The organism is Myxococcaceae bacterium JPH2 (genome assembly GCA_016458225.1).
In the GTDB taxonomy this organism is placed as follows: Bacteria; Myxococcota; Myxococcia; order Myxococcales; family Myxococcaceae; genus Citreicoccus.
The window spans coordinates 113,256-136,648 of the sequence record JAEMGR010000038.1 but is presented as its reverse complement, the minus strand read 5'-3'; the positions used below and the strand labels follow the sequence as shown (position 1 = coordinate 136,648).

17 protein-coding genes are annotated in these 23,393 nt (G+C 69.0%); 12 read left to right on the top strand and 5 right to left on the bottom strand.

Annotated elements, in window-relative coordinates:
* From JGU66_33240 to JGU66_33225, 4 genes are all read left to right on the top strand, one after another.
* Positions 1 to 255 (top strand): hypothetical protein (locus tag JGU66_33240; GenBank protein ID MBJ6765645.1); only part of this gene is annotated, 255 nt, incomplete at its 5' end.
* A 75-nt stretch (positions 256 to 330) separates the two neighbouring features.
* A complete protein-coding gene (locus tag JGU66_33235) occupies positions 331 to 1,158 on the top strand; it encodes a hypothetical protein (protein ID MBJ6765644.1) in 828 nt (275 codons plus the stop codon).
* Between the two features lie 120 nt (positions 1,159 to 1,278).
* Positions 1,279 to 2,751: a right-handed parallel beta-helix repeat-containing protein gene (locus JGU66_33230; protein MBJ6765643.1), complete on the top strand. Its 1,473-nt coding sequence runs from the start codon at positions 1,279 to 1,281 to the stop codon at positions 2,749 to 2,751.
* A gap of 191 nt (positions 2,752 to 2,942) precedes the next feature.
* The gene (locus JGU66_33225) at positions 2,943 to 3,104 is read left to right on the top strand and encodes a hypothetical protein (GenBank protein MBJ6765642.1); all 162 of its coding nucleotides are present in this window, start codon (positions 2,943 to 2,945) and stop codon (positions 3,102 to 3,104) included.
* Between the two features lie 21 nt (positions 3,105 to 3,125).
* Here the strand turns inward: JGU66_33225 and JGU66_33220 are convergent, their stop codons facing one another.
* Complete coding sequence (locus JGU66_33220) at positions 3,126 to 3,560, bottom strand: hypothetical protein (protein MBJ6765641.1); 435 nt, start codon at positions 3,558 to 3,560, stop codon at positions 3,126 to 3,128.
* A 165-nt stretch (positions 3,561 to 3,725) separates the two neighbouring features.
* Here JGU66_33220 and JGU66_33215 point away from each other — a divergent pair, with 165 nt between their 5' ends.
* From JGU66_33215 to glsA, 3 genes are all read left to right on the top strand, one after another.
* Positions 3,726 to 4,685, top strand: coding sequence for a hypothetical protein (locus JGU66_33215; protein MBJ6765640.1), 960 nt, complete (start codon positions 3,726 to 3,728; stop codon positions 4,683 to 4,685).
* A 63-nt stretch (positions 4,686 to 4,748) separates the two neighbouring features.
* Positions 4,749 to 6,035, top strand: a complete 1,287-nt coding sequence (locus JGU66_33210) for an amino acid permease (GenBank protein ID MBJ6765639.1) — start codon at positions 4,749 to 4,751, stop codon at positions 6,033 to 6,035.
* 1,033 nt (positions 6,036 to 7,068) lie between these two features.
* Positions 7,069 to 7,905, top strand: a complete 837-nt coding sequence (glsA, locus tag JGU66_33205; GenBank protein ID MBJ6765638.1) for a glutaminase A — start codon at positions 7,069 to 7,071, stop codon at positions 7,903 to 7,905.
* A gap of 45 nt (positions 7,906 to 7,950) precedes the next feature.
* Here glsA and JGU66_33200 read toward each other — a convergent pair whose 3' ends face one another.
* Positions 7,951 to 10,752, bottom strand: a complete 2,802-nt coding sequence (locus tag JGU66_33200; protein ID MBJ6765637.1) for an aminotransferase class I/II-fold pyridoxal phosphate-dependent enzyme — start codon at positions 10,750 to 10,752, stop codon at positions 7,951 to 7,953.
* A 54-nt stretch (positions 10,753 to 10,806) separates the two neighbouring features.
* Positions 10,807 to 12,633, bottom strand: coding sequence for a hypothetical protein (locus tag JGU66_33195; GenBank protein ID MBJ6765636.1), 1,827 nt, complete (start codon positions 12,631 to 12,633; stop codon positions 10,807 to 10,809).
* Between the two features lie 250 nt (positions 12,634 to 12,883).
* Between JGU66_33195 and JGU66_33190 the strand changes: the two genes are divergently transcribed.
* Positions 12,884 to 14,227: a hypothetical protein gene (locus tag JGU66_33190; protein MBJ6765635.1), complete on the top strand. Its 1,344-nt coding sequence runs from the start codon at positions 12,884 to 12,886 to the stop codon at positions 14,225 to 14,227.
* A 44-nt stretch (positions 14,228 to 14,271) separates the two neighbouring features.
* Here the strand turns inward: JGU66_33190 and JGU66_33185 are convergent, their stop codons facing one another.
* Complete coding sequence (locus JGU66_33185; protein ID MBJ6765634.1) at positions 14,272 to 15,732, bottom strand: right-handed parallel beta-helix repeat-containing protein; 1,461 nt, start codon at positions 15,730 to 15,732, stop codon at positions 14,272 to 14,274.
* 396 nt (positions 15,733 to 16,128) lie between these two features.
* Here JGU66_33185 and JGU66_33180 point away from each other — a divergent pair, with 396 nt between their 5' ends.
* The 4 genes from JGU66_33180 to JGU66_33165 all read left to right on the top strand — a co-directional run bounded on the left by JGU66_33180 (position 16,129) and on the right by JGU66_33165 (position 21,837).
* The gene (locus JGU66_33180; protein MBJ6765633.1) at positions 16,129 to 17,442 is read left to right on the top strand and encodes a response regulator; all 1,314 of its coding nucleotides are present in this window, start codon (positions 16,129 to 16,131) and stop codon (positions 17,440 to 17,442) included.
* Positions 17,443 to 17,623: 181 nt separating this feature from the next.
* On the top strand, positions 17,624 to 18,838 hold the full coding sequence (locus JGU66_33175; GenBank protein ID MBJ6765632.1) for an alpha/beta fold hydrolase: 1,215 nt from the start codon (positions 17,624 to 17,626) through the stop codon (positions 18,836 to 18,838).
* An 82-nt stretch (positions 18,839 to 18,920) separates the two neighbouring features.
* Positions 18,921 to 20,096: an acyltransferase gene (locus tag JGU66_33170; GenBank protein MBJ6765631.1), complete on the top strand. Its 1,176-nt coding sequence runs from the start codon at positions 18,921 to 18,923 to the stop codon at positions 20,094 to 20,096.
* 208 nt (positions 20,097 to 20,304) lie between these two features.
* A complete protein-coding gene (locus JGU66_33165; protein ID MBJ6765630.1) occupies positions 20,305 to 21,837 on the top strand; it encodes a methyl-accepting chemotaxis protein in 1,533 nt (510 codons plus the stop codon).
* Between the two features lies 1 nt (position 21,838).
* On the opposite strand, the gene JGU66_33160 is transcribed toward JGU66_33165, so the two are convergent.
* A complete protein-coding gene (locus tag JGU66_33160) occupies positions 21,839 to 23,338 on the bottom strand; it encodes an MFS transporter (protein ID MBJ6765629.1) in 1,500 nt (499 codons plus the stop codon).
* Positions 23,339 to 23,393: the final 55 nt, after the last annotated feature.

The following is a 23,393-nucleotide window of genomic DNA, read 5'->3' as shown; positions in this document are numbered from 1 at the left end:
TCGGTGAAGCTGAACCTGCCGTCGCGCATGCGCGAGGTCCGCGACGGGCTCGACAAGACGGATGACTCGACGCTCCGGGGCCTCATCGATCAGGCCTACCAGGAGGTGCTCGGCAAGGGGGGCCGTGCGCCCAGCTCGATCGAGAAGGATGCCTGGCTGAAGTTCGCCCGGGGCATGGTCGACGACAAGGCGAACGCCACGCAGATCAAGTCCGCGCTCGTCAGCCAGTTGCGCATCGCGTACTCCAACCTCTGAGTGGCGCCTGCCTTTGGGCAGGTTTGTCAGGGCTCGGAAGGGATTGCGTCCGGGAGCGTCCGAGAGGAATCCCGGATGCTCTACGGTGACGAGAAGTCGTTCGAGATGTCCCGCAGTCTGTTGCCCTCCACCGCTCGACAAGAGGCGCGCCAGCGCCGAGCCCGAGTGAGCCGCGCCAATCGCCGCGAGTCTCGGCTGCGAATGGCGCGAGTCCTTCGGGACGAGGCCTTCGCCGAGGACTGCTCGGAGCTGTCGCTCGACTCGTCCCGCGAGATGGCCTTCGTGGTCAGTGACCGCCGCCACTCGGACAAGGTCAATCCCTTCATTCACTGGGCCATCGAGCGGACCCGCGATATCCCCCGAGACTCACGCCGGACGTTGGTTCGCTCGCTCGTTCCTCCTGGCGTCATCGGGTTCCACGCCGTCTTCCACCTCCAGTCTGAGTCGCACTTCCTCGGGACGTCCGAGCTGCGGAGCGATGAGGCGGAGCGCGCGCATCGCTCCCACCGCGGTGCTTCGACGAAGCCCATGGACCGTGGCCTGGTCGTGGCCCTGCTGCGTCAGCTGCTCAAGGAGCCCGATGGTCATCGGATCCTGAATGGCTACATCAAGCAGAGCGCCCGGGGGCTCTGCGTCAGGCTGAAAGGAGCGGACCACCGCTACCGCAGGGTCTATCAGGGGGGAGAATCGCCGCGCGTGCTGCTGGGCGCTCACGACATCGACGCCTTCGTCGACGCGCTCTTCGGTCGCCCTGGGGATACGAAGCGCTACTTCGAGCCGGCCTCACCCCGCTCGGCCCAGGCGGCCCGGATGGTCCTGAGCTGCTTCCATCAGCACCAGAAGGACATGGGGGCCACGCTCGCGGCGCTCCCTCCGCTCTCACCCCAGCCCGTCGCCCGTTGAGGCGCGCCGCTGGCCCGCAAAGGGCCGGTGAGTGCCCTCCGGGGCATGGTGGTTGATCCAGCCCGCGCGCATGGAGAGCTTGTCGGTCGCTTCCAGACAGACAGCTTCGGGGTGTCCATGATGACGCGGCGGCGAGGATGGGCGGGGCGCTGGTGGACGACGGTGATGGCGGGGTGGGGAGGACTCCTCCTGGCCTGCGGTCAGGAGCCTCCCCCGCGCGAATCACCGCCGGAGATGGCCTGGGCGACCCAAGCACAGCGCGTGGAGCCCGGGGACGCGGAGGACATCTTTCGCTCGCGCTGTCCAACGACGGTTCCTCCGCCTCGGTCCGAGACGCTCTTCGTCGCGAACACGGGCACGCACCACGAGGACAGTCCCCTCGGCTCGCTCGACAACCCCTTCACGACCATCACCGCCGCCGTGAAGGCCGCTCGCCCCGGGAGCATCATCCAGGTGAGTCCGGGCACCTATCCCGAGCAGGTCACCATCACCCCCGACATCGCCAAGGCGGGAACGGCCACGGCGCCCATCATCCTCCGGGGCGCGACCTCCGCGCGTCCGGTCATCGTCCCGGGACCCGGGCGCGTGGTGGGCAGTCTGTTGATGGTGAGCCTGCCGTACTGGATCGTCGAGTCGTTCGAGGTGGATGTCCGCGGCAATCCGTCGTTCGCGGCGCTCTTCGAGGGCAGCACCTACTGCTCGCAGCTCATCAACTCGCACTTGCACGGCGGCAGGACGGGCAGCGGCGTGGTCGTGAATCGCGCGTCCAACCTGCTCATTGGCGGCACCGAGATCCACGACTTCTGGAAGGTGGGGCAGGACTCCCACGGCGTGACCGCGAAGGGCACGTCGAGCGACGTGTTCGTGGTGCGCAACAACATCCATGACGTGGCGGGGGACTCCGTGCAGTGCCAGGAGGCGAATGGCCGGCCGGCTGGCCTCTACATCGAGCGCAACGAGCTGCACGACGCGGGCGAGAACGCGGTCGACGTGAAGGGCTGCGATGTCGTGGCGATCCGGAAGAACACCATCCATGACTTCCCGAACCTGGCCTTGTTCCCCTGGCAAGCGAACACGTCCGCCGCCGAGGCGGTGCTCATCCACGAGGACGCGACGAACGTCTCGATCGTCGGCAACGTCATCTCCCACGCGGGCCGAGGGGTCTCCGTGGGAGGCATGGCGGCGACGGACCACCCCGCGGGGGTGATGATCCAGGACAACACCATCAGCGACATCTTCAACTACGCCAACCGCTTCAACGGGCAGGGCATCCGCATCGTCAAGGCGAGCGGGGTCATCGTCACGGGCAACACCATCGAGCGCACCGCGGACGCGGGCCTGCGGCTGGCCGCGGATGAACCGCTCGTCGTGAGCGGGCTCGCGGTCTTCAACAACACCCTGCGCGACATGGGGTTCTTCGTCATGTTGGGGCGCACCGAGCACCATCCCAACCTGCAGATGGACCGGAACCGGTACGAGGGACCGAGCGGCAGGTTCGTCGCCGCGGGGTTGCTGTACCAGGGGGATTTCCCGGTGTGGCAAGCCAAGCTGGCACCGCAGGGATTGGAACTGAACTCGGTCAGGGTCCCCTGAGCGGACTCGGGAAGTGTTGCGGCACCTCGCGCATTCAGTAGAGTCCCACGGCGTGGTAGCCACCTGGCGTTCCCGATGGCGGCCCGCTCTCATCCGAGGGCAGGCCGTAGGGCGTCTCCGGTGGCGCGCGCACCCTTACGCGGCCCTTCACCCACCGGGTAGCTCACGGGCCGTCGAGGTTGGAGGTGCTTGTGGAGATGTGGATTGGACTCGTGGTGATGGTGGTCATCAGCGTCATGATCAGCCCCGCCCTCTGGAGTTCCAGCATGAGCCTTCGCAAGGAGGAGCGGGAGCGCCGCAGGCAGGAGGATCTCCGCCACAAGCAAGCGGCGGAGCCGCCCAAGTCCGAGTGAGCGCTCGCGCCTGAGCGGCGCCTACTCGAACCAGGTGGGAACCACCCGCTGAACCGCGGGGAGCGCGGCGACGCGACACAGCCGCTCCCACGCGGGCTCCTGGAGTGCACCGTGCCGCTCGGTGCACTCGGATGTGGGGGTGGGAAACAGGACGAGCACCTGCGCTGGAACGTCGCAGCGAGCCCGCCCTCCGGATGGCATCGTCCGCACGTCGGGCGCGATGGCGCGGACGCGAGCAAGCGCCTCCGCGTCATCGCTCGGCAAGCAGAACTCCACCGAGCCATCATTCCGGCAGCTTTGCTCTCGCGTGAAGGCGAACTTCTGCGTGGGACACTCCACCGGAGGTGGAGGCCGCGAGGCCGCGCAGCCGATGAATCCCAGGGCCACGACAGTGAGCGTCAGAGGGGACAACCGGCGCGGCGGGTGAGTCGTCGGCATGCGAGTAGGGGAGGGCATGGGTCCTCGTCTTGGGGGCTCGGCACCGGCCCCGGGCCTGGGCCTGGGTGACTGTATCCCGTTCAACGCGCGTGTCGGGCCCTGCCTCGTGAGGGCTCTCCTCGGTTGTGTCGCCGTGAATCGCACCCCATCGTCGCCGTGACGTTACGACTCGGGAGGTGCGCAGTGGCGGAACCGTCGCGATCCCATGCGTGGCTCCTCGATGGTCGAGGTGGGGCTCGGCCCATCTCCTTCGACGCGGTGGACCGCTGGACTCCCGCGGACGGGCCGCTGTGGATCCACCTCCACTGGGATCTCCCCAACCTCGCCGCGCTGCTCACGAAGCCCTGCGGCCTCTCCGAGGCCCTGCGCGATCGCCTGCTGGACGACTCGCATCGGGTCTGGGTCGAGGGGCTCGACAGCGGCGAGGTCCTGCTCGTCATCCGTCCACCCGATGCGACGACCGAGAGCGCGGAGCGACGGATGGTGCGCGCCCTGGTCGGACCCGAGCGGTGCATCACCATCGCCGATGCACAGCAGCCCGCGCTTGTGGCGCTCCAGACGCGCCTGGCCCGAGGGACGGGGCCTCGGACCGCCGCCATGTTGCAGGACATCGCGGAGGCCGTGGCGGCGAATGCCACCGTGCGGGATGCCGAGCTGGATGAGACGCTGGCGGACCTGGAGGAGCGACTCGAAGCCCAGCGAGCGGACGCGAGTGACGAGCTGCGCGCCCTGCGTCGAGCGCTCATCGCGCAGCGCCGCTTCGTCTCGCTCTGCCGGGATGCGATCGTTCGCGTGGACCTCCTGGACCTCGATTGGGTCCACGCCGAGGAGCGCTCGCTGCAGGCCGTCGCGGACCGCACCGGCAGTCAGCTCAAGGAGCTGGACTCGTTGATCGAGCGAGGCCGCATCCTGAATGACGAGCTGAAGTCCCGTCAGGACGCGAAGACGCAGCGGACGCTGTACCTGCTCACCCTCATCTCGGGGGTCTTCCTGCCCCTGTCCTTCATCACGGGCCTGTTGGGCGTGAACGTGGCGGGAATCCCGGGGCGGAGCTGGCCGGGCTCATTCCTCATCTTGTGCGCCGCCCTCGTCGCGCTGGCCGTGGGCGAGTGGCGGGCGCTTCGCCGGCGAGAGCTGGTGTGACTGTCATGGGAGGTCGTGATGGCTGAAACCCCCACCCGCAATCCACCGGAACGTCGGGGCACCATGAGTGTCTGGGCGGTCGCGGCCCTGGGCATCGGCTCGATGGTCGGCGCGGGCATCTTCGCCTTGCTCGGTCAGGCCGCGGTGCTCGTGGGGCCCGAGACGTGGCTGGCCTTCGCGCTCGCGGGCGTGGTGGCCGCGCTGTCTGGCTATTCGTACGCAAAGCTCAGCGCGCGCTATCCCAGCTCCGGGGGCATCACGCTCTTCTTCGAGAAGGGCTTTGGCCGGGGCCTTCTCTCGGGCACCTTGTCCCTCATCTACCTGGTCACCCTTGCCATCAGCGTGGCCATGGTGGCCAAGACGTTCGGCGCGTATGCCACGCGCTTGTTCCTCCCCAGTGGAGGCCACGTCTGGTTTGGCGTCCTCGGGTCGTTCATCGTCATCGTCCTGGCGGGCCTCAACGCAGCAGGCTCGGGCGCGGTGGGACGGGCCGAGGTGTTCCTCGTGTCCATCAAGCTCACCATCCTGGTGGGCCTCTTGGCCGTGGGACTCTGGTCCATGTCCCGAGAGGGCTCGCACCACCTGACCGAGCACCTGAACCTGGGGCCCGCGGCGTTCGTCTCGAGCGTGGGGCTGTGCTTCTTCGCCTACTCCGGGTTCGGCATGATGGCCAACGCGGGCGCGGATGTGGCCGAGCCCCGCAAGACGATTCCGAAGGCCATCTACCTGGCCATCGGCGTGGTGACGCTCCTGTACGTGGGGCTGTCCATCACGGTCCTGGCCCAGGTGTCGCCGGTCGAGCTGGCGCGCGACGCGGACACGGCGGTCGCTCAAGCGGCTCGACCCGTGCTCGGCAATGCGGGCTTCACGGTCGTCGCGCTCGGCGCGTTGCTGGCGACCGCGTCCGCCATCAACGCCACGTTGTTCGCCGCGCTCAATGTCTCGACCGCGCTGGCCCGCGCCGAGCAACTCCCCAAGGCGTTCTCGACACCGCTGGAGGGGAAGGGAACGAAGGGCTTCACCTGGGGCATCGTCGCCATCCTGGTGATGATCAACACCTTGAGCCTGGGGGCGATCGCGAACATCGCCAGCGCCACCTTCCTCATCTGCTATCTGGCCGCGTTCGTGGCGTGCTGGAAGCTCTCGCGCCAGACGGGCGCCTCCCGGGCTGTCATCGGGACGGGGATGGTGCTCATGGGCATCGTCCTGCTCACGTTCCTGGCCAGCACGGCGCGCAAGCAGCCCGTGTCGCTGCTGCTGGTGGTCGTCGCGGTCGGCGGCAGTGCGTTGGTGCAGTGGCTGTTGAAGTCGCGGCATCACCCTGGGGTGCCGCATTCCCAACCGCGCTGACGCGCGTCGGCTGTCGGACAGCGTCGTGCACTCCGCGCTCGGGGTGCCGGGGACCTGGCGGCCCTCTACGTTCGCGACCGAGCCGCCATGGTCACGAACGCAATGGGTCCTTTACCTCTCCGGTGCCAGCGCCGTCCTCGGTGGATGGGGCTCGCCCTGGCGACGCTCGGGCTCTGCGTTGGCGAGGCCCGGGCCCAGGGCGTGGCGTCCGCGAAGCCCACGCCGGGCGAACAGATGGCGCTGGACGCGCTGCCTTTCCTCGACCAGCAGCTCCCGTCCGATGTGCAGTACTTCGCGCCCCGCTCGGACCAGGCGACGTTCGATCCCTCGCTCCCGGGCTACTTCCAGGTTCCGGACACGAAGGTGTTCCTGAAGTTGGGGCTCGGGGTCACCACTCACTTCATGGTGACCTCGAAGCTGCTCGGCACTCCCACGTGGTTCACGACCTCGTCGATTCCCGTGCGAGGTCAGCCGCTGTTCCACTCGGCGGGTGCGCAGACGGTCGCCACCGCGAACCCGTCCGATGTCTCGGTGGAGATGCGTGGCAAGACGGAACTGGGGCCGATGCGGATGCTCTTCAAGACGAGCTTCGCGCAGGCTCGGCCCACCTTCGGCTTCCACCCCGACTACTTCTACGCGCAGCTCGGCGGCGTCCTCGCGGGCTTCACCGACTCCACCTTCGTGGACGTCGATGCCTACCCGAGCACCCTCGACTTCGAGGGCCCCAACGCGCTCGTGTTCTCCCGGCACGCGGTGGTGCGCTACAGCCGCACGCTGTCGAGCGATCCCCACCGGCGCATGTTCCTCCACGTCTCGCTGGAGCAGCCCGAGGTGGATGTCCCCACGGATGCGGGCACCCCGCGCGCGTGGATGCCCGACGCGGTCGTCGCGTGGCGGGCCGAGGGGACGTGGGGCCATGCGCAGCTCGCGGGGATTGTGCGCGCCATCGGCACCCAGGCCGAGAATCGGGACGAGAGCCACTCGGTGGTGGGCGTGGGCGGCAACCTGACCGGCGCGGTGCACCTTCCCCGTCTTGGCGAAGGTGGACCCCGCGCGCTTCGGCATCGTGGTCATGCGCGCGGATGGGCAGGCCGCGGAGGCCGGAGACACGCGGTCCCTCTTCGCCATCGAGTCCATCTCGAAGGTCTTCACGCTCTCTTGCGCGCTCGACGCGGTGGGGGCGGATGGCGTTCGTCAGAAGATTGGCGACAACCCCACCGGCGAGTCATTCTCGTCGGTGCATGCGCTCGTCGTGCATGGCGGCAAGCCGCTCAATCCCTTCGTCAACGCGGGGGCCATCGCGACCGTCAGCCTGATTCCCGCGGACTCGGCGGCGCATCGCTGGGCGCAGCTCCTCGGTACGCAGCGCGCCTTCGCGGGACGCGAGCTGGACGTGATGGATGAGGTGTATCGCTCCGAGTCGGCCACCAACCAGCACAACCGCGCGCTGGCCTGGCTGCTCGACAGTGCGCACACCCTCTACAGCGACCCCACCGAGGCCACCGACGTCTACACCCGCCAGTGCTCGGTGGGCATCACGACGTGGGACCTCGCGGTGATGGGCGCCACGCTCGCGGCGGGCGGCATCAATCCCCTGACGCGCCAGCGCGCGGTCCGCGCCGAGCACGTCCCACGCATCCTGGCCGAGATGACCATGAGCGGCCTCTACGACAACACCGGGACGTGGCAGTACGAGGTGGGGCTGCCCGGCAAGAGCGGCGTGGGTGGGGGCATCCTCGCGGTCGTCCCAGGTGAGCTGGCCATCGCCACCTTCAGTCCGCCGTTGGATCGCTTCGGCAACAGCGTGCGCGGACAGCTCGCGTCGCGCCGCCTCTCCGAGGTGCTCGGTCTCAACCTCTTCTCGGCGTGAACGCCGGATGGGGCGCCCCCGCGCATGGGAGGCGCCCCGAAGTCGTCAATGCGGGAGCGGCGCGCCGGCCTCCGCGGCCCGTCGGCCTCGGGCCACGAGCGCACGCCCCTGCTTGCCCGCGTAGTCCGCCAGGGCCCGGTCGGTGAAGACAGACAGGCCCAGGTCCGCGCGGTACCCGTGCACCTCCTTCACGTCCAGCTTGAGCATGAAGTCGAGGATCTGCGGGCTGATGACCTGCCCCGGGACGAGGATGGGGAACCCCGGGGGATAGGGGACGACGAGGCTGGTGGAGACCAGCTCGCGTCCGGACTCCACCGCATCCAGGGCCTGGGCCAGCGGAATGTGCTCCCGGTTCTCTTCGCCGTAGGCGAGGAAGAACGCGCCCCGCATCTCTCCCTCGGGGCTGCCAGGGTACGGCCGGAAGGCCTCGTGGAAGGCGCTGAAGTCCGGCAGCGGCGGCAGGCCCGTGGTGAGCGCGCCGACGCGGCTTTCGTGCAGCCGGCGCTCCGCGGCGCTCGCGCCCGCCAGCTCGCGGTCCAGGTGCTCCGCGTAGTCGCGCAGGCCGTCCATGAGGAACGACAGGGAGCCCCAGGTGGCGCCGATGGTCGCGATGAACAGCACGCTGTTGATGGACGTCTTGTTGACCTGGATGCCCAGCCGGTTCATCAGGACGCGCGTGCGGAACTCCGTGCCGCCGATGCCGGCATTACCCAGGAAGAGCGTCATGCGCGTGGGGTCGAGCACGAACTCGTCATGGCCCCAGGCCTGGGTCACCGAGCGCAGGTGGTCGGCCGAGCCCGAGCGATCGCGGAAGCTCGCGAGCCCCGAGCGACGGAAGGCTGCAGGCACCAGGTCCTCGGGATCCAGGAAGCGGTAGTAGCGCTTGAGCAGTGGGTCGTCATGCACACGCTCCCGGCAGCGCAGCGCGAGCTGGTACACGCGCTTCACCATGCCGTAGCCCTCCAGCTCCACCTGCCGGCGCGCGAGGTCCAGCGACGCGACGAGCTGGTAGTTGGGAGACGTGCTGGTGTGCGTGAAGTACGCCTCCTCGAAGGGCTCGGCGGCGCGGCGCTCGAAGTCCTGATCCCACGCGTGGATCATCGACCCCTGCCGGAACGCGGAGAGGGACTTGTGCGTGGACTGCGTGGCGTAGACGCGCACCCGGGCCTTGTCGGGGTCGGGCATGAGCCGCTGACTCAGCCAGGCGGACTCATTGCCCTCCAGCGCGGGCATGCGCGCCTTCCAGGCGGCGTACTCCTCGCGGTACTCGCGGCTCGACAATCGGCGTGACAGCTCCTGGGCGGCGAACATCGCGGTGCGCAGGCGCGACAGGGGCATGAAGCCGGCGAAGCCATACCAGGCCTCGTCCCACAGGAAGCAGACGTCCGGTTTGATCGCCAGCACCTCCTCCATCACATGGAGCGGATGGTAGGTGACGCCGTCGAAGGTGCAGTTGGTGAGCAGCACCATCTTCACCGCGTCCAGGCGCCCGGCGCGCTTCAGCTCCAGGAGCTTTTCCTTGAGGGTGCGCAGCGGCACCGCGCCATAGATGGCGAAGGGCTGGAGCGGATAGGCATCCAGGTAGACGGGATGGGCGCCCACCAGCGCGAGCCCGTAGTGGTGCGACTTGTGGCAGTTGCGATCGATGAGGACGATGTCGCCCGGCTTGGTGAGCGCCTGCAGGACGATCTTGTTCGAGGTCGAGGTGCCGTTGGTCACGAACCAGCTTCGCTGCGCGCCGAACGCGCGGGCCGCCTTCTCCTGGGCATGCTTGATGGCGCCCGTGGGTTCCAGCAGGGAGTCCAGGCCGCCGCTGGTCGAGCTGGACTCGGCCATGAAGATGTTGGGCCCGTAGAAGTCGCCCATGTCGCGGATCCACTTGGAGTTGAAGACCGAGTGGCCGCGAGCAACGGGCAGGGCGTGGAAGTTGCCGATGGGCCGGGACGCGTAGTGGCGGAGCGCGTCGAAGAAGGGCGTCTCGTAGCGGTCGCGCACGCCATCCACCAGCGTGGCGTGCAGCTCATTGGAGGACTCGTAGCGGTAGAAGACGCGGCGGAACAGTCGCTCGGTGGGCGCGTCGCGCTCGGCCAGCGACTCGTCGGTGAGCAGATAGAGGTCCAGGTTCGGCATGTAGCGCCGCAGCAGCTCCGCCAGCACGTAGCCGCGTGGGCGGGTGGCGGCACGCACCTCCTGGCGGATCTCCTCCATCGCCTCGCGCAGCACTTCCAGCGGCTGGCTGGACGCCAGGGGGAAGTCATGGCGCAGGACGCACGCCTGGATGTCGGGATTGAAGAGGGCGGCGAGGAGGGCGTCCTCCAGGCTGTGCACGGGCAGGAGTTGATAGACGAACTCGCGCTCGCCGCGCTGGGCCTCTCGCAGCTCGCGGCGCAGCTCTTCGATCGCTTCGGGCGAGAGCGTGTCCACCACCATCACGGTGAAGTAGTGGGGCGCCCCAGGGCCAAAGATGCGCTCCTCCTCGCGGCGCGCGGTCTGGAGGTTGTCACCCAGCAGGCACGCGCGGTCCTCGTAGCGGCTGAGCAGTCGCACCGTCTCGCGGATGTCGGCGGCGAGCAGATCGAAGTCGCCATGCTGCGCGCGCTCCTCCAGCCGCGCGAGCAGGCGCGGACCCGGGAACGTCCACAGCCGCTCCAGGGGACGCAGCAGGTTGAACTGCGCGAGCAGCTCGCCGCGCAGCCGCGACATGTCTTCTCCCGCGGCCTGTCGCGCCGCGAGGCGGACGGCCTCCTCACGGATGCGGTTCCACAGGTCCAAGCGCGTCTGCTGCGGGTCGGCGAGCGCGGAGAGCAGCCGGGCCTTGAGGGGCGTGTGCGTCAGGGGCGTCGTCATGGTGGGCGACCTCGGTGCGAGTGGAATGCAAGTGCGTGGGCGGAGCGCCGTGGCTCAGCCCATCAACGCGAACACGTAGGCAATCAGCGTGAGGACCAGGTTCGAGACCGCGAAGGTCACCGGATAGCCAATGGCCGGGACGATGCTGCCCGTGGCCTCCTGCGAGGCGCGCATGCCGGCGCTGTTGCAGCGGGCCCCGGCGATGGCGCCCATGAGGACGGCCGTATTCATCTTCATCCAGTACTGCCCAATGGCCCAGCAGATGAACGTGGGCACCAGCATGGACACCAGCCCGACGATGAGGACCGGCCCGATGGTGCCGCCCGCGATGGCGCTGGCCACGCCCGCGCCCGAGTTGATGCCGAGGATGGCGATGAAGACGTTGAGGCCCAGGTCCTCCAGCAGCTCGCGCGCGGGCTCCGGGAAGGGGCCACCGAGCGCGGGGTTGTGGGTGCGCAGCGTGCTCAGCGCGATGCTGACGATGAGCAGACCCACCGCGGAGCCGAGGCTGAGCTTCACGCCGAACATGGACACGGAGAGGGTGCCGAGCAGCGCACCGGCCGACAGCCCCAGGCCCAGGGTGATGATGTCCGTGGCGAGGCTGGGCCGCAGCAGGGTGCCCACCTTCTGCTGGATGGCATTGAGGCGGCGCTTGGTGCCGGTGACGCGCAGCACGTCGCCCTTGCGGATGACCTGATCGCGGCTGATGGGGAGCTGATCGCCCGCGCGGAAGATGGCGTTGAGGTAGAGCCCCTCGCCCTCCTCGTGGCCCAGCTCGCCCAGCGTATGCCCCACCAGCTCGGGCCGGTGCGCGACCATCTCCACCGTCTCGAAGCGGATGTCTCGCAGCTTCGAGTCATCCACCTCCGGACCAATCTTCGAGGGGCTCGTGAGCAGCTGCGACAGCGGGCCCGCCAACGCCAGCTCCGCGCCGCGATGGAGCACCAGGTCCGGCGGCGGATTGTAGACGCGCCCGTCCTGCATCACGCGCTCGACGGCCACGCGCGGGAACGCATGGTAGACGTCCGCCACGGTGCGCCCCTCGAACTCGGGTCGCTCCATGCGGTAGACGCGCACGTCCATGGGGACGTAGCCACGGAGGAACGAGTCCGCGGTGCCGGGCAAGGGCGCCTGCTCCGAGCCAGCCAGCTCCTTCTCCATCTTCTTCGCGTCTGCCCTGGCGTCGCGGCCGAACCAGCCCGGCATGAACTTCACCATCACCGTGAAGAGCACCATGCTGACGCAGTACATGAGCGCATAGGACGTGGTGAGGTTGGCGGCCGCCTGCGGGTTCGCGTTGCTGCGCTCGGTCAGCGCCGCCTGGGCCGCGCCGAAGCCGGGCGTGGCCGTGTTGGCGCCGGAGAGGATGCCCGAGAGCAGCCCGGGCCCCAGGTGCATCACCGAGCGGAAGGCCAGGACGATGGCCGCGGAGAGGATGGGCAGCAGCAGCGACAGGACGATGAGGTGACGTCCCTCGCGCTCGAGCCCGCCGATGAACTGCGGCCCCACCTTCATGCCGATGGCGAAGATGAAGAGGTTGAAGAAGACGGTGCTGGTGAATTCCGGGATGCTGTATTGGACGTGATAGCCATGGTAGGCCCAGAGGCTCACGGCCAGCGCCAGCAAGAGCGTGGCGGCGGTGGTGCCAAGCCCCACGCCCTTGATCTTCAGCTCACCGAGCGCGTACCCCGCCGCGACGACGAGGAAGAGCAGGATGAACGGCTGGATGTGCAGGAAGTACAGCACGGAGCCGAAGAGTCCATGAGGCCGCGCCTCGGGCTCCGCGGCCGGAGCTCCGCCGCCTTGCGCGAAGGCAAGCGCCGCGAGGCCGACGACGGTCCCCACGGTGAGGAGGACGGTGTGACGGGTAGCAGGTCGCATCAGGGGAAACCTCCCGAGCCGTGGCCCATGGGCTCACGGTAGGGACCGGCGTCACCGCGGAGCACGTCCTTGGGGGCGGGGCGAACGGGCCGCCAGGGCCCCGCATGCCGCGAGCCCGCGCGCCGCGTCCGACCCTCGCCAGGTCGTCTGTTGGCGGACAGGCGCTCGTACTGGCGGCGGTGATGCCGCCCCCTCCGGCCCGCTCCACCATCCTTCGAGTCCTTGACCGGGAAAGCGTGGGAGCGGGCGCATGCGGCGGTGGCGGGGCGCGGGCTGGGTGGTCGCGGGATGGATGGGATTGATGGGCCTGGGGGCGCGCGCGGACGCGCAGCAGTCCGATCCTCCCGTGGAGAACCCCCTGTCCGCCGTGCCCGAAGGGGATGCGTCCCAGGACACATCGCAGCCCCCCAAGGCCGAGGGCACGGGCGGCTCGGGCAAGCCCGAGCAGAAGTCCGAAGAGAAGTCCGAAGAGAAGTCCGAAGAGAAGAAGGACGAGCCCCCCAAGACAGGCTTCACCAAGGAGAAGGGCTTCCGCATCGTGTCCGAGGATGGGAACTACTCCCTCGGCATCGGACTGCAGAGCGCCTACAAGCTCGAGCCTGTCTGGGTGGATGGGAAGGGGCAGTCGCGCACCGCCTTCCCGTTCCTGCGTCCCCGCCTGTTCGGCACCATCTACCGGCCGTGGATCAGCTTCTGGACGTCACTGGAGCTGGCGTCCCCGCTGGCGCCCTACCTGCTGGACTCTTTCGTCGACTTGCAGCCGTTCAAGCCCGCGGGCTTGCGCGTGGGGCAGTACTACACGCCCTTCAGCCGGCACGAGTCGTGGGGGCCGCAGCAGATCCTCTTCCCCGAGTTCGCGCCGGTGGCGAACTACTTCTGGACCGGCCGAGACAAGGGCATCACGTTCCTGGGGACGACGGAGATGCTGGAGTACTACGCCGGCATCTACAGCGGCTCGCCGCTGCGCTCCATCCGCTCGATGCCCGGGCGCTGGGTCTCCAACCTCCGCCTCACGGTGAGCCCCATGGGCCCCATGGGCTACGGCGAGCTGCCGTACATCATGTCCGGGAAGGAGGGCGCGCCGTTCCGCGTGTCCTTCACGGTGCAGGGCGCGGGCGGAAAGATCGAGCAGATCGACGAGAACTTCAACATCGAGTCCGGCGTGTTCCAACTCGTGCCCAAGGGGCCGCGCAAGTTCGTCACGGGCGGCGTGGACCTGATGGTGCAGGCCCAGCGCTTCACGTTCTTCGGTGAGGCCTACCTGCGGCGCACCGAGCCGGAGGGCGACGACGCGCCGCGGTTCACCAGCTTCGGCGCGTGGGTGCAGGCGGACTACGTCGTCTACAAGAAGGTCGTCGACGTGGGCGTGCGCCTGAGCTTCCTGAACCCGAGCACCGAGCTGGCCAACGATCTGCTGTACATCGGAGAGGCCCAGCTCGCCTGGTTCGTGGACGCGCCCAACCTGGCATTCAAGCTGCGCTATCAGATTGCCCACCAGCAGTCGCCGGATCCCGCGCTCGTCGGAGACGTGCAGTTGGCCAAGGACGAGGGCACCACCAACGTCATCACGCTGCAGGTCAACCTGGCCTTCTGAGGCCGGGCCGGCGAGACACAAGTCCACCGGCCCGGAGGCGCCGGCTACTGGATGTGTTGTGTCTGGGATTGATGCAGCTCGGAGTTCGAGACCTTCAGCGTCACCATGCCGGGGCGCACCGCGCGGAAGTAGAAGGTCGCCTCGGCCTGGGGGTTGGACAGCTCGAGGTGCGAGATGGAGGGGCCGGAGCACGTCGGGTCCAGGTAGAAGTGGAAGCCCGGGGAGGCGGCGCCCGACGCGCTGAGGGTGAAGCGCGTCTCGCGGGGGACGACGAGGTTGCGGTTGGCGTCCTGGCTCTGCACGAGCACCTCGCTCGAGCAGGCGCCCACGGGCACGGTCTGCTCGGGGGTGACGAAGTCCACGCGCGCGGGATCGCCCGCCGTCACGTCCACCGCGAAGGTGGCGCCCGGCCGGGTGGCCGGGTCATAGCCGGGGCCCGAGATGAGGTTGTGATGGATGTGGTTGTGCGTGCCGAGGTCCGCGATGGCCGACTGGTAGACGAAGCCGTTCGTCACTCCGGCGGAGCGCAGGACGTTGTTCGAGACGTCGATGTCTGTTCGACGTGACGGTGGATCTCCCTCTGCCTCGGCCTGCGCCAGGTTGATGCCGACGTCGTTGTCCTCGAGTCGGTTGTGCTGGATGGTGAGCTTGTGGCTGAGCGGCTGTTCATACAGTTCACCGCCCACCACCAGGATGCCGCTGGCCACGGTGGCCCCCGTATACGAGTGCCCCGCGATGTCGTTCGCGATGATGGTGCCGGTGGCGCCGCCGCTGAACTCGATGCCGATCTGCGCGATGTCGTGCGTGGGACCCACGCCCGCGAGCACGTTGTCGGAGACGTTCACCTTCACGGCGCCGTCCGCCCGGATGCCGCACTTCTGATAGGTCGACACGATGTTGCCTCGGACATCCACCTGACGCAGCTGGGCGTTGGGGCCGTGGTTGCGCACCTCGATGGCGGTGCCTTCCTGACAGCCGCTGTGTCCGCCGCCCTGGTTGATTCCCGAGACCTCTGAATCGAAGACGGAGCCCGATGCGCCGTCGAGCAGGATGCCGCGGAGCGCGTCCTCGCCAGCGTCACAGATGTCCGAGAGTCCCTCGGCGGCGATCCGCAGGTTGCGCAGATAGGCCGCCTTCCCGCAGTTGCGGACGATGGCTCCCCGGAAGTGATCACTCGGAGGATCCACCGCCGTGACCGTGTAGCCGGCGCCATCCAAGGTGAACCCATTGGGGACGGCGATGCCCGTGTCTGTCGTGCAGTCGGCGGCCAGCTTCAGCACGGAGCCGGCGATGACCACGGGGCACGGCACGAAGCCGCACTCGTCCGCGAAGCCCTGGGGCAGGAGGACGCCCGTCTCGGTCTTGCCGCGTGACGGACACTCCTCGCCCACGCAGGCCTCGTCGGGCGGCTCCACGGTGGCGGCATCCTCCGGTCCCAGACATCCCGACAACGGCAGCGCGCAAGCCTCGACGAGCAACGCCAGAACTGTCTTCCCGAGCTTCATGTCATCTCCCATGCAGGGCCGCTTGGACTCGCGGCGCGACGAGAGGTAGGGACGATGGGCCCCGCATCAACCCGGGCACGCGGGGAGGGCAGCCCTGTTGAGTCGTGACCTGTGGCCGGCCCCGGTGTGGCCCTCGCGGTAGCGGACGAGCAAGGAGGCCGGGTGAGGACCGCCGCGTGCTCGTGTCTTCCGGCTTCAATCCATCAGTCACATCATCCCTGGGACTGATGAGGTGTTGGCTGGCGAACAACCGCACCGTCGAGTTTCGAAATAAACGGTGGGCGGTGCGTTACCAGGAAGAGTGTCTTTCGCGCGCGCTGTTGGACCCAGAGGCACGACCGCAGGGGACGTGCCCCTGAGACATCGGCCATGCCGGCCACTGATCGAGCCATCTCCATGCGCCCAACTTCCTCCCCGCCGCCCTCATCGCCCGAGAGCCCCCGCCAGGCCGAAGGCTCTCGCCAGGCCGAAGGCTCTCGCCAGGCCGGGCTCGCCCGAGTCCTCGTCGTGGACGACGTCCGGGCGAACCTGACCGCCATGGAGGCGACGCTGGAGCCGCTCGGCCAGCAGGTCGTGTCCGTGCAGTCGGGGGCCGAGGCGCTCAAGGCGCTGCTCCTCGACGACTACGCCTGCGTGGTGATGGACGTGCAGATGCCCGGTCTGGATGGACTGGAGACGGCCCGTCTCATCCGCGCGCGGGAGCGCACCCGCCACCTGCCCATCCTCTTCATCACCGCGATCAGCCGGGAGGCCACCTACGTCACGCAGGGCTACGCGCAGGGCGCCGTGGACTATCTCCTCAAGCCGGTGGATCCCGACATCCTCCGGGCCAAGGTCTCCGTCTTCGTGGAGCTGTACCTGCGCGGCGAGCAGCTCCGCCTCCAGGATGTCGAGCTGGCCGAGCGCCGCCACGCCGCCGAGGCACAGGCGCGCGCGACCGAGCTGGAGCACCAGTTGGTGGGAATCGTGGGACACGACATCCGCACGCCCTTGTCCGCCATCCTGGCCACGGCGCAGTCGCAGCTCGCGCTGGCCGCGCTGCCCGACGCGCAGCGAAAGGCCTTCGAGCGGGTGCTGCGCGGCGGCGAGCGGATCCACCACATCGTGGACCTGCTGCTCGACTTCACCCGCGCGAGCCTGGGGACGGGCATCCCCACCCGCGCGAGCCTGGGGACGGGCATCCCCGTGTCGCCTCGCGAGGGAGACCTCAACGAGCTGTGCCGCAAGGTGGTGGACGAGCTGCGCACAGTGCACCCACAGCGCGTCATCCAAGGCGAGTTCAGTCGTGACTCCCTCCCGGGCATTTGGGACCTCGACCGGTTGGGACAAGTGGTCGCCAACCTGTTGGACAACGCCCTCAAATACAGCCCTCCGGATTCGCCGGTGCGGCTCACGACGCGCGTCTCCGGGTCGGAGCTGGCCATCGTGGAAGTCCACAATGAGGGAGAGCCGATCCCCGCGCACCTGCAGGCGCGGGTGTTCGAGCCGTTCCGCCGCGGCGACGAAGTCTCCACGTCCGCCGCGCGCGAGGGCTTGGGGCTGGGCCTCTTCATCGCCCGGAGCATCGTCCGCGCCCACGGCGGCGCCCTGCGCGTCACGTCCAGTGCGAAGGATGGGACCTCCTTCGTCGTCTGTCTGCCCCGCCAGCCCCCGGAGCGCGGTGCGGGCGCCGGGGACTCGCGCGGATCCGCGCGCCCGCTGCACGCGTGAGCCCTCGCGCGTGGGGCAGGACAGACCCTGAGACATTGTCAGTCATTGCAGTGCGAGCTGATTCATCCACAAAAGACAGACGCGAAGTGTTCGCGGGAATCAAACAACCAAAATCGAGCACAAAGCCTCGCATGGTGATACAATCCAAGATGTCTCCAGTTGAGACGCAGCCGCAGTGAAAATGTCCGCTCGGGGAGGGCGCGAGACAATGAACGACACCTATCTGGAAGTTCCGGCCGAGGACGGAGGCGCATTTCGGGCATGGATCACCCGACCCGCGAGTGGCAAGGGTCCCGCGCTCGTGTTGCTGCTGGTGGAGGACTTCGACGGCAACGCGCATTTGAGACAAGTGGCGGAGCTCTACGCAGAGGAGGGCTACGTCGTCCTGGTGCCGGATCTGGTCGGGCGAGGCGAGCCCGCCGTGGCGGACATCGTGGCGACGGTGAACGCGGCGCGGGCGCTGCCCGAGGTGGTGGGGCAGAAGGGAGACAAGAAGGTGGGCCTGCTCGGCTTCGGGCTGGGCGGGACGCTGGCGTGTCGGGTCGCGGCGAGCGGCCTGGTGGACTGCGCGGTGGCCTATTGCGGCATCGGGCTGGACGACGTGTTGGCGGAGGCGGGACCTGGGAGCGCGCCCATGGTGCTGCACTTCGCGGAGAAGGATGGCTTCGTGCCGCCCACCGCGGTGGCGCGCGTGAAGGATCGCGTGGGCAAGGACTCGCCCGTCGAGCTGTATGTGTATCCGAACGTGCGCCACGGCTTTCATCGCCACGGCACCGCGGCCTATGACCGCCCGGCGGAGATGATGGCGCACTCGCGCTCCATCGCGCTGTTCCACCGGGTGATGGGGCCGAACTACGACCTGGGGATGCTCTGGGAGAAGCACTGCGAGTTCGAGTTCGGCACGCGGGACGCGGACGCGACGATGGCCACCATGGTGGCGCACCCGTACGTCAACAGCATCCCGGTGATGACCGGCGGCGTGGGCTACAACCACCTGCGGCGCTTCTACGCGAACCACTTCGTGCACAAGAATCCCAAGGACACGAAGATGATCCCCATGTCGCGCACGCTTGGCGCGGACCGGCTGGTGGATGAGGTCCTGTTCTGCTTCACGCACGACGTGGAGATGGACTGGATGCTCCCGGGCATCGCACCCACGGGGAAGTACGTGGAGGTGCCGCTGGTGGCCATCGTGAACTTCCGCGGCGACAAGCTCTGCCACGAGCACATCTACTGGGATCAGGCGTCGGTGCTGGTGCAGATCGGCCTGTTGGATCCGCAGGGGCTGCCGGTGGTGGGCGGGGAGGCGGCAAGGAAGCTGGTGGACGAGACGCTTCCGTCGAACACCATCATGAACCGGTGGGACGAGAGCGCGCCTCAGCGGCAGGCGAGCTAGTCACCGGGCGGCACGCGCCTCGGCTGAGCGCGCGAGCGTTGCCGTCCCTGGGAGGCTCGTGCATGCTGCCGCGCCTGCCTCCATGAGCCTCGCTCCTCGTTCGTTGCCCGCGCTCACCGGTCTGCGTTTCCTCGCGGCCTCGCACGTCGTGGTTTTCCACTACCTGGCTCGTGAGGGGATGCCAGGCTGGCTCGTCCAGACGCTGATGAGTGGGCCCAACAGCGTGACGCTGTTCTTCGTGCTGTCTGGTTTCATCCTGGCCTACAGCTATCTGGGGGCGGAGCCGAATGCGCGCGTCCCGGCGCGAGCCTTCTGGGCCGCCCGGTTCGCGCGCGTCTATCCCGTCTATCTGCTGGGCTTGCTCCTCGCGGCGCCCGTGTTCGTGAGCAAGGGATTGCAGGAGCGAGGGCTCTCCAGCGCCTCGCTCCTGGACCTGGGCGGTGTGAGCGCCGCCGTCATGGGGTTGGTGCAGGCGTGGTTTCCCGCCGCGGCCTGCCAGTGGAACTGTCCTGGCTGGTCGCTGTCCGTCGAGGCGTTCTTCTATCTGGTGTTCCCCTTCGCGGCGCTCCCGGTGCTGCGCCTCGGGCCCCGTCGGCTCGTCGTGGCCCTGGGCCTCAGCGTGCTCGCGGGGGCGGCCCTGGTCGTCGCGTGGCTCGCGGTGGAGCGGACCGTCGCGGCTGCTCCAGGCGGAATCATCTCGCATGACGCGTGGATGGTGGTCGGGGCCTACCACCCGCTGCTGCGGCTGCCGCACTTCCTCGTGGGCGTGTTCCTCGGCCGCCTGTACTGCCTGCGCCGATTGAGCGTCAGCGCCACTCCCGGATGGGACGCGGCCCTCGTCACCGTGGGCGTGGGGGCCAGCCTGGGGCTGATGGCGCACGGCTGGGAGCCCACCGCGCTCGCGTTCAAGGACGTGGCGCTCCTGCCCGGCTTCGCGTGCCTGCTGTGGGGACTCGCGGGAGGGACGGAGCCCCTGGGCCGCGTGCTGTCCCAGCCATTCGTCGTGAGGTTGGGCGAGGCCAGCTACGCGCTCTATCTGCTCCACGCGCCCCTCAACAACTGGCTGCGCGCGGCGGACCAGACGCTGCACCTGGGATGGTGGTCGCGCGGGCTCGGCTTCTTCACGGCATATGCGCTCGTGTCCGTGGCCGTGTCGCTGGCGGTTTTCCGCTACGTGGAGGAGCCCGCGCGTCGCTGGCTGCGTCAGCGGCTGACCACGCGTCAACACTCCGCGGCGGCTCCACGGCCCGCCCCCTGAGGTCTCTCCTGGACCGCGCGGGTCGCGGCGCACCCGGGAACTGAGGGACTGCACGGGTTTCCTGACGAGGGGCGTTGCGCTGCTTTGGCGAGCGCGTTCACAATATGGGGCCTCGCTGGATTCTCCAGAGGGGCTCAGCTTCCCCGTCTTCGCGTGGAAAGGACTCCCCGTGACGCCCGCGGAAAGCCCCACGATCCCCGACGCCCGGATGCGACTCTCTCTGTCCCAGAAGTTGACGCTCGCGCCCCTCGCGGTGGCGCTCTTCTTCTCCGTCCTCTCTTTCGGGTACCTCATCCCGCGCCTCAGCGCGGCGTTCGAGGACCAGGCGCGGGAGGTGGGGATGGGGTTGCCGTCCGCGCTGGCCTCCACGCTGGTGGAGTCGCTGAGCGCGCGCGAGTACGCGACCATCCAGTCCGCCATCGACTCGGTGTCGCGCTCGGGCAAGGTGGCCTACGTGGCGGTGTTCAACGGCGCGGGCCAGTTGGTGGCCGTGTCCGGAGATCACGCCAACGCCATGCGCGAGCTGCGAGAGCGACTCGCGAAGGCGGAGAACGGCGCGCTCTTCCACGTCCGAGACTCCGAGCTGCTCGACCTGAGCGCCACGGTGGCGGGGGGCTCGGGCAGCGTGCACGTGGGCTTTGACCGCACGGCGGCGCGCTCGAAGGTGGAGGCCATCACCGCGAAGGTCAGCGTGGTGCTGGTGCTCGCGCTGGTCGTGTTCGGGGTGGTGGGCGTGGTGACGGGGCGGCGCATCGCCGCGCCGCTCGTGCAGCTCACCGAGGTGGCGTGGCGCATCGCGGAGAAGGGCGACCTGCGCGTGCCGGTGGAGATCCACTCCACGGACGAAGTGGGGCAGCTGGCGCGCGCGTTCTCGATGATGGTGGGCAAGCTGAAGGACCTGCTCCAGCAGCTCCAGTCCTCGTCGGAGGCGCTGCGCAGCTCGGTGAGCCACCTGACGGACTCCGCGGGCAAGCAGAACGAGATGGTGGCCCGTCACGCCGCCGCGCTCCAGGAGACCCAGGTCACGGCGCAGGAGATTCGGCAGACGTCCAGCATGGCCTCGCGTTCAGCGGAGGCGGTCATCGAGGTGGCCGAGCGCGCGGAGGCCCTCGGACGCACGGGCGAGTCCGCCATCAGCGCGAGCATCGATGGGCTGGTGAACCTGCGCACGCAGGTGGAGCAGATCGCCGAGCGCATCATGGCGCTGGGCGAGCGCACCGAGCAGATCAGCGGCATCACCGAGACGGTGAAGGACCTGGCGGATCAGTCCCACCTGTTGGCCGTCAACGCGGCCATCGAGGCGGCGCGCTCGGGTGAGCACGGCAAGGGCTTCGCGGTGGTGGCGCGCGAGATTCGCGGGCTGGCGGACCAGTCCATCCGCGCGACGAACCAGGTGCGGCAGATCCTCGCCGACATCAGCACGGCCATCATCGCGACCGTGGAGATCACCGCTGCGGGGACCCAGCGCATGGAGTCGGGGCTCGCGCAGGTGCGCACGTCCGGGGACACGCTGACCCAGCTGTCTTCCATCGTGCGCGACAGCGTGGTGTCCGCCCGGCAGATCGCCCAGACAGTCAACCAGCAGGCCACCGGCATCGAGCAGATCTTCACCGCCGTCAACGAGCTGAACGTGGTGATGGGCGACACGGTGAAGCGCATCTCCACGACCAGCGACTCGGCCCAGGCGCTCAAGACGCTGTCGGAGCGCGTCGCCGAAGTGGTGAGCGACTACCGGATCTGATTCAGCGTCGGGACGCGCGCGCTCGCGACTCGGCGAGCGCCGCGACGAAGCGAGGGCGAGGCAGCCCGCGCGACAGCAGGGCGCCAATCGAGCGCACGGGCCGGGCGCCTGGCTCCTCCACCTGCGTGACGAGCAGCGCGGCCGCCAGCCGCGCCACCGACGACAGCACGAACAGCACGTGGAGGTTGACCCAGGGCAGCCCGCCGAGCGTGAAGGTCGCGGGAAGTCGCGCGGCGATGCCTCCCCCGAGCGCCGCCGCCGCCGTGTAGGCCAGCCCTCCCGCGGTCGCGAAGGCCGCGAGGTAGAACGGGCGGCCCTCGCGCGGCGCAACCGTGAGCGGCAACGCGAAGATGGCCAACGCATGGCCGCCCCAGAGCGCGCCCGCGAGCACCGCGTCGAACACCAGCGGCCACAGGCAGCCCGCCGAGGGCAGCAGCCACAGCGCGGGGATGACGCCGATGCCCAGGGAGCACCCGAGCAGGACCGGCTGCGCGCCCACGCGATCAATCACCTGACCCCACAGCGGCGCGGTGAGGATGCGAACCGCCGCGACGGCCGCCGCGTGCAGCGCCATGAGGACGAACGTCATCTTCAGGTTCTGGAGGCTGTGCAGCGCGAAGAACGGCGCGGACACACCCACCGCCGCGTTCCACGCCACCTGGTACACGAGCACGCCTCGCGCGCGGACATCCTTCAGCGGCTGCAGCGCGGCGCGCACTGCTCGCGTCGGCGGTGGCCCAGGTGGCGCGGGGTCGTGTTGCATGGCCATCAGCAGCGTGGTGACGATGCCCATGACACACCCCACCAGGGCGAGCAGGGGCAGGGCCGCGCCCACGCCCGCATCGGGCCGCAGGCGATCCATGAGCACGCCCGCCGCGAGCGAGACGACCGTGCCCGCCAGGGTGGTGAGCGCGGTGCGCCGCCCGAAGAATCGGCCTCGGACGGCGTGTGGCACCAACTCGCCCATCCACGCCACCCAGGCATTGTTGCCCACCACCCCGAGCACGGCCGAGGCGCCCGCGATGAGCAGCAACAAGCGCTGCGTGGCGACGAGCCCCCAGTCGAGCCAGGGCACGAGCGCCAGCGGGAACATCACCAGTCGAGACAGGCACACCGCCGTGAGCGCCACGCGCCGGTGTCCGAACCATCCCGTCAGCCACGCTGCCGGGAACTGAACGAACTGCGCGAAGAAGGGCAGGGCCGTCATCACCCCCACGAGGAAGGGGCCCAGCTTCAGCGCGACGGCCCAGGCTGTCAGCACGGTCGCGCCGGCGCAGGCGGTGAACACCTCCGCGAACATCCCCTCCGTCACGGACACGCGAAGCGAATGCCGCAGAGGGCCTCGCGGGCTCGCTCGCGCCTTCGACTCGCCCGGAGGTGGAGCGCCCAGCAGGGGGGCCCCGGAGCCCGGCAGCGACGTTCCCGGGCGGAACAACGGGACGCTCGAGGCGAGAGCCCCGAGTCCCCGAGCGACATGTCGGCGGAACGCGGTGGGAGGCAACGCGAATTCAAGCGAGGTGCAGCGAGTCCCCCCGTCTGTCGCATGGCCCGCGGAC